At 54.7% G+C, this 14,801-nt stretch carries 11 protein-coding genes and 1 pseudogene; 9 read left to right on the top strand and 3 right to left on the bottom strand.

Features of this window, described 5'->3' with window-relative positions; all coding sequences use genetic code 11:
- Nucleotides 1-257 precede the first annotated feature (257 nt).
- Nucleotides 258-1,364, top strand: a complete 1,107-nt coding sequence (locus tag GSF01_RS01815; RefSeq protein ID WP_159881324.1) for a DUF294 nucleotidyltransferase-like domain-containing protein — start codon at nucleotides 258-260, stop codon at nucleotides 1,362-1,364.
- On the top strand, nucleotides 1,361-2,095 hold the full coding sequence (locus tag GSF01_RS01810; RefSeq protein ID WP_159881323.1) for an exonuclease domain-containing protein: 735 nt from the start codon (nucleotides 1,361-1,363) through the stop codon (nucleotides 2,093-2,095). Before GSF01_RS01815 ends, GSF01_RS01810 begins: the two co-directional genes overlap by 4 nt.
- Before the next feature lie 45 nt (nucleotides 2,096-2,140).
- Here the strand turns inward: GSF01_RS01810 and GSF01_RS01805 are convergent, their stop codons facing one another.
- Nucleotides 2,141-2,599 (bottom strand): Mov34/MPN/PAD-1 family protein, encoded by a 459-nt coding sequence (locus tag GSF01_RS01805; protein WP_159881322.1) that lies wholly within the window; start codon nucleotides 2,597-2,599, stop codon nucleotides 2,141-2,143.
- A 67-nt stretch (nucleotides 2,600-2,666) separates the two neighbouring features.
- Nucleotides 2,667-3,986 (bottom strand): MFS transporter, encoded by a 1,320-nt coding sequence (locus GSF01_RS01800; RefSeq protein WP_159881321.1) that lies wholly within the window; start codon nucleotides 3,984-3,986, stop codon nucleotides 2,667-2,669.
- 161 nt (nucleotides 3,987-4,147) lie between these two features.
- Between GSF01_RS01800 and GSF01_RS01795 the strand changes: the two genes are divergently transcribed.
- Nucleotides 4,148-4,702 (top strand): TlpA family protein disulfide reductase, encoded by a 555-nt coding sequence (locus tag GSF01_RS01795; RefSeq protein WP_159881320.1) that lies wholly within the window; start codon nucleotides 4,148-4,150, stop codon nucleotides 4,700-4,702.
- Nucleotides 4,703-4,822: 120 nt separating this feature from the next.
- On the opposite strand, the gene cimA is transcribed toward GSF01_RS01795, so the two are convergent.
- Entirely contained in the window at nucleotides 4,823-6,442 is a 1,620-nt protein-coding gene (gene cimA, locus GSF01_RS01790; RefSeq protein ID WP_159881319.1) for a citramalate synthase, read from the bottom strand.
- A gap of 178 nt (nucleotides 6,443-6,620) precedes the next feature.
- On the opposite strand from cimA, the gene GSF01_RS01785 reads away from it, so the two are divergent.
- The 6 genes and pseudogenes from GSF01_RS01785 to GSF01_RS01760 form a co-directional block, all read left to right on the top strand.
- Nucleotides 6,621-7,943 carry a DNA polymerase IV gene (locus tag GSF01_RS01785; protein ID WP_159881318.1) on the top strand — a complete coding sequence of 441 codons (1,323 nt, stop codon included), beginning with the start codon at nucleotides 6,621-6,623 and terminating at the stop codon, nucleotides 7,941-7,943.
- Between the two features lie 131 nt (nucleotides 7,944-8,074).
- The gene (locus tag GSF01_RS01780; RefSeq protein ID WP_159881317.1) at nucleotides 8,075-8,308 is read left to right on the top strand and encodes a ferredoxin; all 234 of its coding nucleotides are present in this window, start codon (nucleotides 8,075-8,077) and stop codon (nucleotides 8,306-8,308) included.
- Between the two features lie 151 nt (nucleotides 8,309-8,459).
- Nucleotides 8,460-10,298 carry a CHASE2 domain-containing protein gene (locus GSF01_RS01775; protein ID WP_159881316.1) on the top strand — a complete coding sequence of 613 codons (1,839 nt, stop codon included), beginning with the start codon at nucleotides 8,460-8,462 and terminating at the stop codon, nucleotides 10,296-10,298.
- Nucleotides 10,299-10,435: 137 nt separating this feature from the next.
- A complete protein-coding gene (locus GSF01_RS01770; protein WP_159881315.1) occupies nucleotides 10,436-12,856 on the top strand; it encodes a FecR domain-containing protein in 2,421 nt (806 codons plus the stop codon).
- 29 nt (nucleotides 12,857-12,885) lie between these two features.
- A complete protein-coding gene (locus tag GSF01_RS01765) occupies nucleotides 12,886-14,487 on the top strand; it encodes a stalk domain-containing protein (protein WP_159881314.1) in 1,602 nt (533 codons plus the stop codon).
- Between the two features lie 177 nt (nucleotides 14,488-14,664).
- Nucleotides 14,665-14,801, top strand: a pseudogene (locus GSF01_RS01760) (IS5/IS1182 family transposase); the annotation flags it as partial.

Here is a 14,801-nt window from a genome sequence, read left to right as displayed (position 1 = left end):
ATTCCAAACCGTACAGTCAAACGTTATGCTTGCTGGAAAGAAAGAAAGGAATTCATGTGTTTATCCGGGTAAAGAAGATAATATGTCAGAATAGTTGTCGTTATTTTCTTGAAATCAATAAGAAATTGTTGCGCACCTACTTTGATGTGCATATAATGACAATAATCATATCACGTCACGTCATTTAAAGTCACTAAAAATGATCAGGAAGGTTAACGCTGCTACATAACGGAAGCTAGTTGGAGGGGGCTATAAGGATGAAACATCCAGCATGGATCAGCCTGTATCAAGAAGCGTCAGAGGCCCGGAATTTCCTGGAGCTCCGGGAGCTGCGCCACCGTGCCCATGACACATTTCTCGGACATCTCTCCATGGAGTCTCCTCTAACATGGAATGAGGAGGTCAATCGATTCCACGACCTGGTGATCGGCAGAGTCCTGGCTATGACCGAACATGGGCTGTGTGCGGAGCTGGACGAGCCTGTTCCTCTTCCGTACGCCTTCCTACTGTTTGGCAGCGGCGGCCGAAGGGAGCAAACGTTGTGGAGTGACCAGGACAATGGAATCCTGTATGAGGATACGCAGGACGAAGAGCTTCGGGGACGGGCGAGATCCTTCTTCGAGGCGCTAGCTGGACGTATTTCGGCGAATCTGGAGGCTGTGGGCTATCCCCCCTGCAGCGGGGGAGTCCTGTGTACGAGTCCGAGGTGGAGACAGCCCTTTTCCGGCTACCGTCGGATGCTGGACAACTGGTTGGCCGATCCGGATTGGGAGCATGTACGTTATTTACTCATCGCAGCGGATCTTCGTGTGCTGCACGGAGCTCGCCATCTGGGGGACCGGCTCTTGGAGCGTTTAGTTGGATTTATCCAAGAGCATCCGGCCATGTACGCCCATATACAGCGTAATACTTTGCGCCATAAGGTGTCTATCGGTATTTTCGGACAGCTGATCAAGGAGCGCTACGGAGAGGATGCAGGAGGAGTCGATGTCAAATACGGCGCCTATATTCCGATCGTAAACGGAATCCGTCTGCTCGCGCTGGAGGCCGGGATAAGCGTGACTTCTACGGAAGAAAGAATTCGGCTGCTTATCGCAGGCGGACATGTGCAGGGTGAGATCGGACAGGATTGGCTTGACGCGCTCGCTATCGTGCTGAAGCTGCGCTCGACGACGTCTTTTCAGCTGCAGGATGGAAGGTACTCGTCACGCGGCATACTAACGCCGGATCTGCTTACCCCCAGCCGCACGAAGGAGCTGAAGCATTGTCTTCGCGTTGCCGGCGAGCTGCAGAAGTTTGTGAAGAAAACGATCCTTCACGAGCGCGAACTGGAGAATGGCAAAAGGCAGAGTGGGCTCGAATGAAGGATATGAGACCTGCCGGAAGGTTGTGGAGCCTGTATAAAATGGGAGGGCTGACCCCTGCAATCACCTCGATGTTTGACATGCAGAGCGCCCAGCATATGGCCTTTATCCGATCGGTTATGAAAGAGCAGCGCAAACGATCCTTGTTTGAAATCCCGCTTCAATCCGTAGAAGCCGTCGTCTTCGATCTGGAAACGACCGGTTTCTCGCCCTATAACGGAGATGCCATTATTTCCATCGGGGCCGTGTCCGTTACAGGCTCGGAGGTAGCGGCTGACTTCACTTATTACAGTCTTGTCAATCCGCAACGAGACATTCCGCCTGACATTGAAGAGCTGACAGGGATCAGCAGCCAAGAAGCGTCCGAAGCACCGGAGCTTGTGGAGGCGCTGCGCGGCTTTCTGGAATTCGTCCAGCATAAGGTGCTGATTGCCCATGGGAGCGGACATGATAAGCATTTTCTAAATGCGGCGCTGTGGCGAACGTCAAGGGTGAACCTGACCCATCGGGTGCTGGACTCGATGATGGTGGCCAAATGGCTGAATCCGCAGCTGAAAGCCTACGATCTGGATACGCTATTGGATAGATACGGCGTGGAGGTCACTTGCAGGCATCATGCATTGGAAGACGCCAGAATGACCGCGGAGCTATGGATTAAGCTGCTTGACGAAGCGAGCAGCCGCGATGTTCAGACGCTCGGGGATCTGTACACGCAGCTCAGCCGTCATTAGATCTCTTCGAATACCGTGACACGACGTCCGGGGGACTTGGCTCTGCTAGGGGATAACGCGTATAACCAGCGGTACGGCAGAAGGTCTCTTCCCGCCTAGGGCTTCATACCGGTAGGCGTGGTAAGAAGGCCCGGATAGTCCATCGCTATCGAGACATGGGAACGATACGATCCAATGGCTTGGCAGCGTATGCCAATGAGATTCGAGATCGTCCGCTGAAGGAACCGCCGGACCGGCGGGATGGGAATGGGCGACGCCCAGTAAAGTCCCGTTACCGGGCGGCTGGTTATACAAGGCGCTAATCAACTGCTGCGGGCTCATCCGAAAGGCGTGCCGGGGTTCAGAGGCAACATTGTCGACCGGAACGAAGCTTGTGATTTGAGGCCTATCCGTGACATAGCCGAATAACAAGCCGCAGCCTTCATAGGGAAGGGAACTGTTGCAATGATCCAAAAGGGCCTGGAGGGCGGCCCGTTGAATAGATATGCTGTTTGTTTTCGTCATTGGTTGTTGCCCTCGTATGATTCTGGATAAGATTATGCCCCAGTATACAAGGGTTCCCTCAGCTTGCCTACCCCCCCAAGGATCCTTGAGGCTTTACCAGAAAAAAGACGCATGCGAGGGTCAGGGCTGTCAACGAAGCGACGGTAATAAAAACGAGCTGATGAGACTTGTCCATCATCCAGCCGAACAGGGGAGGGCCGAAGGCTACGCCGAGAAATCTCAAGCTGCTGTAGATGGAAGTAATCATGCCTCGCTGTTCCCGCTCCACCGACCCTGTGATCATCGTATTCAGGCAGGGGAGCAGGAGCCCCGTGCCGATGCTGCTCAAGGTCAACAAACCGATGAAAACGTACAAATTGGACTTATAGAAAAAGATGCATAGGCCGAGTGCCAGGGTCATGACGGCAAGTCCTATATTGATCAGCCAGCGCATCAACGTTCCGTTTTTCTTAATCAGCGAGCCGGTTGTGTACGAGGTGACGACCAATCCCAGCAGCGGAACGGCCAACATCATCCCTTTCCGTACCCCCTCGATCCGGTAAGGAGCTACCTCCAATATGTCGGATAAATAAAATAGAACCCCGAACAGCACGAACAGGGCAGCCGAGCCTGCGAAGAAAGAGGTGATCAGCCAGCGGCCCTTCTTCTTCAATACGCCGCCTATTTGGCGGATATAATCCTTCAGCTTGGGAGGCGCTTCGGTTCGCTTGGGTTCCTTAAGCAGGAACATGACCGCCAGCAGGGAGAGCAGGCAAAATACCGGGAAAGCGAAGAAAGCCGCATACCATACGATGAGGGCAAGCAGAGAGCCGAAGATCGGACTTACTACTTTCCCGAAGCCGTTGGATGCCTCGGTGAGCCCGAGCGCTTTGCTTTCCGTCCCGTCCTTATAAAGGTCGCCTGCCAGCGCCATCGCGATAGGAGCGGTGCCTGCGGCTCCCAGGCCTTGTATAGCCCTCGCAATGATAATAATGGTGTAAGAGTTCCAAACAGCCCCCATACCTGCCAGGACGCCTGCCCCGCCATATATAATCAACGAAGGGATCATCACGGCTTTGCGCGAGAAACGGTCGGATAAATAACCCGATATCGGGATAACAAGGCCGGCGGTGACGGAAAACAGTGTAATCACCAGACTGCTTTGAAATTGGCTGATCCCGAGCCTCTCCTGCATATCAGGCAGAATAGGGACCAGCATAGAGTTACCAAGTACAAGTACCAGGGGAACGGAGGCGATGGCGATAAACTCCCAGATCAGCCCTTTGGAGCTGGCCTTCTCTGATTTGGCTTTGCCGGTATCTGGTTTGCTTGACTCGCCGGATTGCTCATCCGCCGTTATATCGCTCTCGAACGTAATCGAAAGCAGCTTTTTTTTCGTTTTTTCCATGGCTGACGACTGACCTCCCACAACGCAAATGTTGAGGTTAATGTGCCCAGGCGCTTCGCGCCTCATGCGGGAGAGGCCAGACAACGTTTCCCATTCGAATCGGGCAGGCGAGAGATGGGAATACTGGTAGCCAGAGAACAAGCTGAAGAGGAGCCCATAGGATGAAAAATAAGAATGCATGGTTCGCAGCGGCCGCGCTCGCGCTCGTGCTTACGGGCATCTGGCAGATGGTGCGTGCCGACCGAATGGTCGAGACGGCCACGGCCTCGGCAAGGCCGGTGATTGGGAAGGAGCTTCCGGTTCCCGTCGAAGCTTTGAAGGGCTTGGATGGGAAGGAATACCGGGTAGGCGGCGAACGCGACAAGCCGATGCTGTTGAACTTCTGGGCGTCCTGGTGCGGACCGTGCCATGAAGAGGCCCCCGCGCTGAAGCAGGTCTATGAGCGCTACGGCAGCCAATTCGATCTGTATGCCGTCAATGTAACCAAAGAAGACCGGTTGAAGGAGGTAAAGTCATTCGTGGACCGATACAAGCTGGAGTTCCCGGTATTGCTGGATACGACAGGCAAAGCGGCAGAGGATTTTCGCATACTTTTCGTCCCGACCAGCTTCCTGATCGACAAACAGGGCAGGCTCGTGGAGACGATTCATGTGCTCTCCCCCGAGGCGCTGGAACAAAAAATAAAGAAGCTCATTGCATCGGAACCAGCGGTATAGATCGTCTCTGTAAGGACAGCTGTGCCGGGGAGGGAACCGGAGGGCGAATCCGCATAAACGAATACAAAGAGCCGCAGCCGGCGCTTGATGCGCTCAGCTGCAGCTCTGGGGAAACAAGGATCAATGGTTGACAAGACCGAGCCGTTCCTTTTGTCCTTCCGGCTTGCTGTCGGATCTGGTCTGGTTAAGCAGCGCATATCGGATGCTGTCCGCCAGCGCCTGCCAGCTCGCCTCGATAATATTCTCGGAGACGCCGACCGTACTCCATGTATTCTGGAAGTCGGACGATTCGATCAATACCCGCACCTTACCGGCGGTAGCGTCTTTTTCATCAAGAACGCGGACTTTATAGTCGGTCAGATGGATATGCTGAATCCCGGGATAATAAGCCATTAACGATTTGCGCAGCGCGTTGTCCAAGGCATTGACCGGGCCATTGCCCTCGGCTGCGTTATAACAGGTCTCGCCATGCACCTTTAACTTGACGATCGCTTCCGATACGACCGGTTGATTCAAGTTTTTGGCGACCATAATTTTGAACGATTCAAGCGTGAAAATCTCCTCCAGCTTGCCGTACGCATTGCGGATCAGAAGCTCTAGGGTAGCATCCGCGCCTTCGAATTGGTAGCCGTGATGCTCCATCTCCTTGATTCGATCGATCAGCTGCTTCGTCTGCTGGTTGTTGATGTCGAAATCCAGTCCCAGCTCCTGCGCCTTGAACACGAGGTTGCTCTGGCCGGCGAGCTCCGATACGAGAACGCGCTGCTTGTTCCCAACCAGCTCCGGCTTCAGATGCTCGTACGTGCTGGCGTTCCGGAGAATCGCCGATACGTGGATGCCGCCCTTGTGGGCGAATGCGGCTGCTCCCACGTAGGGCTGGTTGATCGGCATGTGCATATTCGCGATCTCGCTGACGAAGCGGGCTACGCTGGTCAGTGTCGCGATCTGCTCCTCGCTGATCACGTCATACTTCAGCTTCAGCTGAAGGTTCGGGATAATGGATACGAGGTTGGCATTGCCGCAGCGCTCGCCGTAACCGTTGATGGTTCCTTGCACCTGGGTAGCGCCCGCCATAACGGCAGCCAGGCTGTTGGCAACGCCCAGCTCGCAGTCATTATGGGCATGGATGCCGATCGGCGCCTGCACATGCTGACGAACCGCTCCTACGATCTCGCTGACCTCGTGAGGCAGCGTGCCGCCATTCGTATCGCACAGCACGATCCAGTCCGCGCCTGCTTCTTCCGCTTTGCGGATCGTCGCGAGGGCATATTCGGGGTTGTTCTTGTAACCGTCGAAAAAATGCTCCGCATCATAAATCACTTCCAGGCCGTTCTGCTTCAAGTAGAGAACCGAGTCGTAAATCATCGCCAAGTTCTCTTCGAGCGTGGTCTGAATCGCCGTATGAACGTGAAAGTCCCACGATTTCCCGAAAATCGATGCCACCGATACACCGACCTCCAAGATGCGGTTCAGGTTGGCATCCTGGGACGCCAGCGTGTCTTTGCGCCGCGTGCTGCCGAAGGCCGATATCTTGGCCTGGCTCAGTCCCAGCTCTTTGACCCGGACGAAAAATTCAATATCCTTGTTGTTGCTGCCCGGCCAGCCGCCTTCTATATAAGTAACCCCGAGCGCGTCAAGTTTTTGGGCGATTTTGAGCTTATCTTCGACAGACAAGCTGACACCTTCCCCTTGTGTGCCGTCGCGGAGCGTCGTATCGAATATTTTTACCGTGCCAGTCATAGGAATCCTCCTGTTTCGTATAGCTTGTCTATGCGCAAAATATAATTCATTATTATAGCACATTGTTCCGGGCAACGGGTATGCTCATAGAAAAAACATAAAAGTCAAACGCCGGTTGACCCGAACTCCTGCTCCTATTACACTTAAAGATAGACGGACCGGAGGGGAAGCTGAAGCCATGACGGAATACATCCCGGAGCAGCCGGCGGCCCATGCCTATCCGGTTAACGGCAGAGTCATCCTGCATATCGATATGAACGCGTTCTACTGCTCGGTTCATGAGGCCGTGGAGCCTGAGTTGTACCAAGGCAAAGCGACTGCCGTGGCAGGCAGCGTCGAGCTGCGCAAAGGAGTTGTCGTTACCTGCTCTTATGTGGCTCGCGCCAGAGGGGTCAAGACGGGCATGCTGGTCAGTCAGGCGTTGAAGCAGTGCCCCGAGCTCATGCTGATCCGTCCGGATTTCGACCTGTACCGGCAGTTCTCCAGACGATTTATGAAAATTGCTTATGACTATTCGCCGCTTGTCGAAACCATGTCTATCGACGAATGCTATGTAGATATTACGGGCTCCAAGTCCATGGGAACCCCGCTCGAAATAGCCGGTACGATCCAGCGGCGCATCCGGGAGGAGCTCGGGCTGCCCTGCTCCATTGGTGTAGCTCCCAACAAGCTGCTGGCCAAGATGGCATCGGATATGCGTAAGCCAAACGGCATCTCGGTGCTGCGCAAGCGGGATGTGCCCGCCGTGCTGTGGCCGAGTCCGTGCGCGACGATGTTCGGTATCGGCCGAAAAACAGCCGATAAGCTGGCCCGGCTCAATATCCGCACGCTGGGCGAGCTGGCCAGGGCGGACGAAAGGCTGCTTATTCAACAGTTCGGCGTGCTGGGCAGCTGGCTGAAGCGGGCCGCTCATGGGGAAGACGATAGCCCGGTTAATCCGGAGCGGGAGCAAAGCAAGTCGATCGGTCATACGACGACGCTGCCTGTCAATTATTCCCGCCGCGAAGACCTGCACCGGGTGCTGCTGAACATAGCGGATCAGGTGGGGCGCCGGCTGCGGAGACAGGAGCTGATGGCGCACACGGTGTCGATCACCGTGCGCGATCCGGATATGAAGACCATCACCCGGGCGGCCAAGCTCCAGGAGCCTTCCGAAAGCGCAGATGACTTTTACCGGATGGCCTGCAAACTGTTCGACCGGTATTGGAAGGAGGGCGACCCCGTTCGTCTGCTCGGCATCACGCTCCAGAGCCTGACGCCTCGCAGCGAAGCCGCCGTCCAGCTGGATTTGTTCAGCTACGAGAAGCAGCCGGTCAAGGAGAAGTTAAACCGTACGCTCGATGCGCTGCGGGACAAGTTCGGAGAGAGTGCCGTTCTGACGGCAGGGATGCTGAGCGACGACCCGTCCGCCTTGATCCGCAACAGCAAGGTGAGAGGCACGTCCCTGCAGATGGACCACCTGAGGCTGAAGGGGTTGGATGAGGACGATGAGAGCGGATAAGGGGAGGGCGAATCGTTCTCGTTCGCAGATTCGATCTTTCCATACTTTCTATTTGAACTTTCCTTCCTTTTATAATATTATATTTTAGGATAAGGTATATGCTGCATAACCATTGAGGAGGAAGATGAAACATGTCTAAATACACTTGGGTCGAAAAAGATACCTGTATCGCCTGTGGCGCTTGCGGTGCCACAGCACCTGACATTTATGACTACGACGACGAAGGTCTGGCTGAAGTCATCTATGAGAACGACGGCAACAAAGGCGTGACCGAAATTCCTGAGGATCTGTACGACGATCTGCAGGATGCGCAAGACGGCTGCCCGACTGACTCTATTAAAGTAGCCGACACTCCATTTAACTAAATGAGGCGGCACGACAACTAAGTATGACTAATGGCCTATTCCCTTTGCCGGGAGTAGGCTTTTTTTCGCGCATTCGGTTAATTTCTTCACCCTATCATTCCACTATGTATGGTAAGATATAGTCGTCAGACTAAAGCGTTGGGGGCTATCCATGAAGAAGGAATTAAACAAATCGACCGTTATTATTCTGGGTAATTCGTTGATCGTACTGCTCTGTGTCCTGCTTTTGTCCTATGGCTGGCTGCAGGTGCTGTCCAATCAGGTGTTCACCTGGAATCTCAAGGGTACGATGTCCCAGGAGCCTCATGAGGATATCGTGGTGGTGGGCATCGATGAGCAATCGATCAAGGAAGTGGGACCTTACCCGTGGGACCGCAAGGAATATGCGAAGCTGATCGAGAAGCTGGAGCAGGGCGGGGCCAAGGTGATCGGCTTCGATATCGAGCTGTATACGGAGAGCAGCAAGCCGGAGAGCGACCGGGCGCTTGCGGAGGAGCTCTCCAAGCATAGCAATATCATACTTCCGTCTCATGCCCTGCTGGAGAGCCAGTTCGACCGCAGCACGAAGGTGGCGGCAGGAGAGCTGATGAAAGCGCGCGCGGTTCAGGAGCCTATCCCGATGTTCAGGCAGCACGCGAACCGGGCTCATATCAATGCCGCTTTCGATCCGACGGACGGGGTCGTGCGCACGAATTGGCTGCAGATCGACACGCCGGAGGGTGTGTTTCCTTCGCTGGGCCTTGCGATGGCGCAGCTGGCCGGAGTGGATACGGATCGTTATCTGAACCTCCCTCTTCTTAAGAACCGGCCCAAGTCGGAGATGATTATCCGTTGGGATGCGAAGGAGTTTGACTTCGAAACCGTTTCCTTCTACAACGTCATTCAAGGCAAGGTCCCCGCTTCCGCCTTCAAGGACCGGCTCGTGCTTGTCGGCTATGTGGCGCCAGGCTCCGATGAAGGCATCACACCTATCGAAAACCATATGCATCTGGTGTACGCGCATGCGAATATTTTGAATCAAATTCTTAAGGACCAGGTCATTACTCGTGCCGGGACCATGCTGGAGATCGGTATTGCGGTCATCGCAGCTCTACTCTCGGGGATTGTCACCTGGCGGCTGAGAGCCACCTCCGGCGCGCTCCTGATGCTCGCCATCACCATAGCCCTTCTGGCCGGGCAATCTATCCTGTTCTCTTCCAAGCTGCTGTATATCGAAGTGATTAATGCGGTGGCCTGCGGGTTATTGGCTTATCTCGGCAATATCTCCATGAAAACGTATTTTGAAACCAAGCAGAAAAATTACATTACGAAGCAGTTCGGACGCTATATTTCTCCCGATCTGGTGAAGGAAATCGCGACCAGCGAGCAGGAAATTCAATTGGGAGGCATCAGCAAGGAGCTGACCATTCTTTTCCTCGACGTCCGCGGCTTCACGCCGTTATCCGAGAAGCTGAAGCCGGAAGAGGTCGTCGATTTCTTAAATTTAATGTTCAATTTAATTACCGAGCGGGTCCTGGAAAACCACGGAACGATCGATAAGTTCATCGGGGATGCGGCTATGATTCTGTATAACGCACCTCTGGACGTGGAGGACCATCCGTACTATGCGGTTAAAACCGCCTTCGAAATCCAGAAGGGGATGGAGAAGGTAAGGGCCGACGTGCTTGAGAAATACGGGGTAACGATAGCCGTAGGCATCGGGATCAATACGGGGGATGTTGTCGTAGGAAACATCGGATCTTACCTCCGTGTGGATTATACGGCGATCGGGGACAACGTCAATACGGCGGCCCGGATCGAGTCGAACACGGAGCCCAATCAGGTGCTTGTATCTGAAGTAACCTATGAGCTGACCAAGGACTACTTCGAATATAGCTATGCCGGGGAAAAGCTGATGAAGGGGAAGAGCGTCCCTTTGAAATTGTACGAGGTGACGGGAATGAAGGGCGCCCCTGTTACGGCGTCAACAAAAGCAGCACGCATTTCCTAGGAAATAATGTGAATGTTCATACCTTTTCGGCATTTTTCGCGAAAATTCGTTGATTAATGCCAGGAGCGACCTTAAAATGAGGGTATCGCAAAGAAGGACAAGGACTTATTCTTACATGGAGGAGAGGAACTTATAACGTGAGACATGCAATTCGAATACATAGGCCGCAACAGAAAGCCATCCTGTCGATGATTCTGGTACTGACGCTAGTCATGAGTCTGTTCTCGGCAGTTTTGGCTTCTCCGGCAGCTGCCAAATCTGTACGTTCCGCTGTGGTCACCTCGGTAACAGGCGACGTTACGTATACGAAAGCAGGGGGCTCGCGCTCGATCAGCGTCTACCCGGAGCTGTCCCTGAATCAGGGCGATCTGATTGTAACCGGTCCCGGAGCTTCCGTCGTGTTGAATATTGTGGATCGCAATGATGAAGTCACGATCGGTGAGAATGCGGAGGTTTACATCTCCGAACTGATGGACGACGGAGGGAAGAAATCCAAAATCAAAACCTGGGCAGGCTCCGTCTGGAGCAAGGTCAAATCGATTGTCAGCTCCGAGGACGAGTTTGAGGTAGATACGCCGACTGCGGTCATGGGTGTGCGGGGCACGCATTTCTTTGTCTCCATAAATCCGGCTACAGGCAACGCGTATTTGGCCGTGGGATCCGGTATTGTCCAAACCTCGCAGCCAGGCCGGGACGGCACGGATAGCGGCTCGGATCAGCAGTCAAGGCCAGTCAACATTTATCCGGCACAGCAGATCCATGTTGACTTCTCAACGCCTTCAGATCTGGGAACCGGGGTTGATTATATTGACCTGGAGACCTTAGTCCAGCAAGCTTCACCCACGGTGATCGAGCAGATGTTAAGAAGCATGATGGATATCCGATCCGAAAATGAATTATTGAGGAGCAAGCTGGAAATTGCGCTGGCCGGGGGTGAGCGGATGCCCGATGGGCATTCGACCTTGAGCTATGCAAATCAGGAGGAGCTCGACAGAATCGTCCAAAACTTCGACAGGCTGATTCCCCTCCTAGCCAAAGAAGCTATAGACAGCAGGAAAATCGATCAGAGACTCATTGATGATATTAACCGTCAGATCCAGAATCCCGCCCAAAAGCTGGATTTGAGCAAGGTCACCCCGTTCGATAAAGCAGCCGGACTCGATCCGGAGCTAGAGAAGCAGAAGCAAGCCGAGAAGGCAAGAGCCGAGAAGGAAAGACAGGCGAAGCTGGAGGCTGAGCGGAAGCAGCTCGAGGAAAACAAGAAAAGACTTGAACAGATGCTTGCTAAGGTTGAAGAAGATAGAAAACGGATCGACGAGGCCAACCGGCAAGCGGCCCTCGAAGCGGCAAAAAAAGCGGAAGAAGCTATGAAAGCCCAGTTAAGTGAGGCGGCCAGGAAGGCGTTCGAAGAAAACAGCAAGAAGAACCAGCAGCCAAGTGCGCCCAATACTCCCAACACTCCAAGCAGGCCAACCGGATCGAACGATTCCGACTCCGGCTCAAGCGACTCGGAGTCTGTTCCGGGAAGACCTGTACTGATCGCTCCGGCCGTCGAGACCGAAGCGGTCGTTAACGAGGATGTCCAGGTGCGGCTGACGGCCCAGTCCGACAGCACGGTCATGCTTAGAACCAAGAGCGGGCAGACCTTGGCTACTAGCCGGGGCGCTGGCAGCTCCACGCCGGTGACGCTCACCTTCAAGCCTGCTTCGGTCGGCAAGCTGGAGCTGGAGGCGGTAGCGACGAACGGAGCCGGAACGAGCTCGATTCTCTCGCTTCCCGCCATCACGGTCATTCCTGCCGCTCCGGTCCTCGTAAGTCCGGGTCAAGCTATTACGGCCAATGCCGGTGAGCCGGTTATCATTAAGCTGAAGGCTTCCGAGGGGACGAGCATCGAGTTGTCGGGCCAAGGCTCGGTTCTTGCTTCAGCTCCGGGCAAAGGCTCCGAGGAAGTGGTGTTCACGCTGAATCAACTGCCTGTCGGCGTTCATTCCTTGACGGCCCACGCGGTTCAGAACGGCTACAAGAGCGTGGGCAAGCCGCTGCCGTCCATCACGATTAACGGAACGCAGCCGGCAGCGCAGCCGAAGGTTTCGCTGAAACAAGTCGGCCAAGCAGCCGGTGGGCAAGTTCAGCTTCAGCTCGAAATGGAGAATTTCGGTGCAGATCAAGCCTTTTACGGTGTGCAGGCGCATCTTCAGTACGATGCAAGCGCTCTGACCTATACAGGGCCGACCCAGCTGCCTGACAGCGGTCAGACGATCTTCAGCGGGGCGAACTCGGCAGAGACTTTGAATCAGAAGCAGCCCTCTGCAGGCATGAGAGAGCTGATCTTCGCGGGCGTCCGCTTCCAAACGGCGGGCACGGGAACGGTGCCGGACATTGTACTTGGGCAGAGTCCGGCGAAGCTGGTGACGATTCCGCTGCAGATCCAATCAGGCGCACCCGCGGCATCTGCGGTTAAGCTGCTGTATGTGAAGGTCGTCAACAAGCAAGGCCATACCGTGTACGAGCTGCCTTTAAACAGCCAGGATGCGATTAGCGTCAAGTTGATCCCATAATGTTCCGATCGGAGTGGAAGGAGAAGCCAATGAATCGAGCACTTAAAATCATCGCATTATCCCTATTAGCCTCCTCTCTCGCGGGAGGAGCAGGAGTCTCGGCTGCCGCGCTTTCCTCGGATGCGCTGCGCGGGTCGGACAACAGACTCCTGATGCAAGTGACTACAGAAGCCGGCAGCGGAGAATTGGGGAATGCGGGGGGCAAGGCGCTTCTGGCCAGCTTCCGGCTCCCCGAGGGTCTCGCGGTCAAGCCGGACGGCACGATTATCGTGTCCGATACGCGGAACCATGAGCTGCGCAAGCTCGCCGAAGGCGAAGTATCCCGTGAAGCGGGCTTGTTCTATCAGAAGGATGCGAAAGGGTTGCCGGTGGGCGGACTGCTGGACGGCAAGGGCAACGCCTCCCTGTTCTTCCAGCCGGCCGGCATTGCTGCAGATGCCCAGGGCAATGTGTATGTCGCTGACAAAGACAATCATGCGATCCGTAAAGTGGATGCGGACGGCCGGGTAACGACCCTTGCCGGCGACGGCATATTCGGAAGCGCGGACGGCCAAGGAAGCAAGGCGCGCTTTCACAGTCCGCAAGATGTGGCGGTAGCTTCTGACGGTACGGTCTATGTGGCCGATACGCTGAATCATCTCATAAGAAGCATCGCGCCGGATGGAGAAGTGAAGACGCTGAACGCGGCATCCGACCGGTATGTGGAAGTGACAAAGGGTCAGGCTTCGGAAGCGGGCGATTTTCTCGACGGGGCTTTGGCGTCTGCAAGGTTCAATGAGCCGAGCGGTCTGGCACTTGATGCCAAGGGTAATTTGTACGTCAGCGACTCCGGTAATCAGCGTATTCGCTATATCGATCTGGCCAAGGGAACCGTGAGCACGGCAGCGGGGAGCGGGAAGGCGGAACGATTGAAGGATCTGTATGTGCCCGGAGGCTATGCCGATGGAACAGCGGACGCAGCAGCCTTTAATTTCCCTCGGGGTCTGGCTGTGACGGATGAAGGCGGAGTTATCATCGCAGATAGCCAGAACCATTCGATCCGTTATTTGCTGGACGGAGAGGTGACGACGCTTGCCGGGGCGCCGAGTCAAGCGACCGGTACGCGCGATGGGATCGAGGCATATGCGGAGTTTCATCGGCCGAGCGATGTGGCCCTGCTTGCCGACGGCAGCATTCTTGTCGCTGATGCGTACAATAACAGAATCCGTAAGCTCCAGCCTTACCGGCTTCCCGCTTCGATTACGGCAGACGGCGACCGTACCGTGAAGGTTGCGCTCGACCAGAGGGAGATCGTGTTCGATGCCGCTCCCGAGATCGACAACGGCCGGACCATGGTTCCTGTCCGGGCGATCACGGAGGCGCTTGGTTACGAGGTAACATTCGACGAGGAGACAAGGGCAGTTCGGCTTGCGAAGGATGGAGTCGCCATCGAGCTGTACGTGGGCCGGACGGGTGTGAAGCGTGAGGAAGATGGAAAAGAGGGCGTGTTGAAGGATACGGATACGGCTCCTTACATCAAGCAGGATCTGACGTATGTACCGGTTCGGTTCTTTGCCGAAGAAATCGGATTGGATGTGCAGTGGGACAACGCTACGCGAACCGCTATCCTGAGGAACAAAACGAACCCGTAGAGTCTTTAATCGTCAACTCGGGCAGTAACCTAAGATAGGCAAAGCCGTCTTTCCATAGCGAAAGACGGTCAGGCTGTCGAGAAAGTCTCGACAGCTCTTTTTATTTGCGCGTAGTTTAAGACGACACCGCGTTAATATGGTATAATATAGATAACAATTAATGGACGGTGATCAGTTATGCTACGACATTCCAACGGTAAACAAACTGCCTACGAATTCGTCTCCATCGAAGATCTAGTGCCGAAAGATCACATGCTGCGCAAGATCGATAAACACATCAGCTTTGAGTTCATACGGGAAAAGGTAAAGCCTCT

The organism is Paenibacillus puerhi, assembly GCF_009846885.1.
Classification (GTDB): Bacteria; Bacillota; Bacilli; order Paenibacillales; family NBRC-103111; genus Paenibacillus_G; species Paenibacillus_G puerhi.
This window is presented reverse-complemented; position numbering and strand designations above follow the sequence as displayed.

Bases quoted from the DNA above. Each gene is read 5' to 3' on its own strand.
- GSF01_RS01815 (WP_159881324.1), top strand. From the start codon at position 258: ATGAAACATCCAGCATGGATCAGCCTGTATCAAGAAGCGTCAGAGGCC.
- GSF01_RS01795 (WP_159881320.1), top strand. From the start codon at position 4,148: ATGAAAAATAAGAATGCATGGTTCGCAGCGGCCGCGCTCGCGCTCGTG.
- GSF01_RS01765 (WP_159881314.1), top strand. From the start codon at position 12,886: ATGAATCGAGCACTTAAAATCATCGCATTATCCCTATTAGCCTCCTCT.
- GSF01_RS01780 (WP_159881317.1), top strand. From the start codon at position 8,075: ATGTCTAAATACACTTGGGTCGAAAAAGATACCTGTATCGCCTGTGGC.
- GSF01_RS01800 (WP_159881321.1), bottom strand. From the start codon at position 3,986: ATGGAAAAAACGAAAAAAAAGCTGCTTTCGATTACGTTCGAGAGCGAT.
- GSF01_RS01810 (WP_159881323.1), top strand. From the start codon at position 1,361: ATGAAGGATATGAGACCTGCCGGAAGGTTGTGGAGCCTGTATAAAATG.
- GSF01_RS01775 (WP_159881316.1), top strand. From the start codon at position 8,460: ATGAAGAAGGAATTAAACAAATCGACCGTTATTATTCTGGGTAATTCG.
- cimA (WP_159881319.1), bottom strand. From the start codon at position 6,442: ATGACTGGCACGGTAAAAATATTCGATACGACGCTCCGCGACGGCACA.
- GSF01_RS01785 (WP_159881318.1), top strand. From the start codon at position 6,621: ATGACGGAATACATCCCGGAGCAGCCGGCGGCCCATGCCTATCCGGTT.
- GSF01_RS01805 (WP_159881322.1), bottom strand. From the start codon at position 2,599: ATGACGAAAACAAACAGCATATCTATTCAACGGGCCGCCCTCCAGGCC.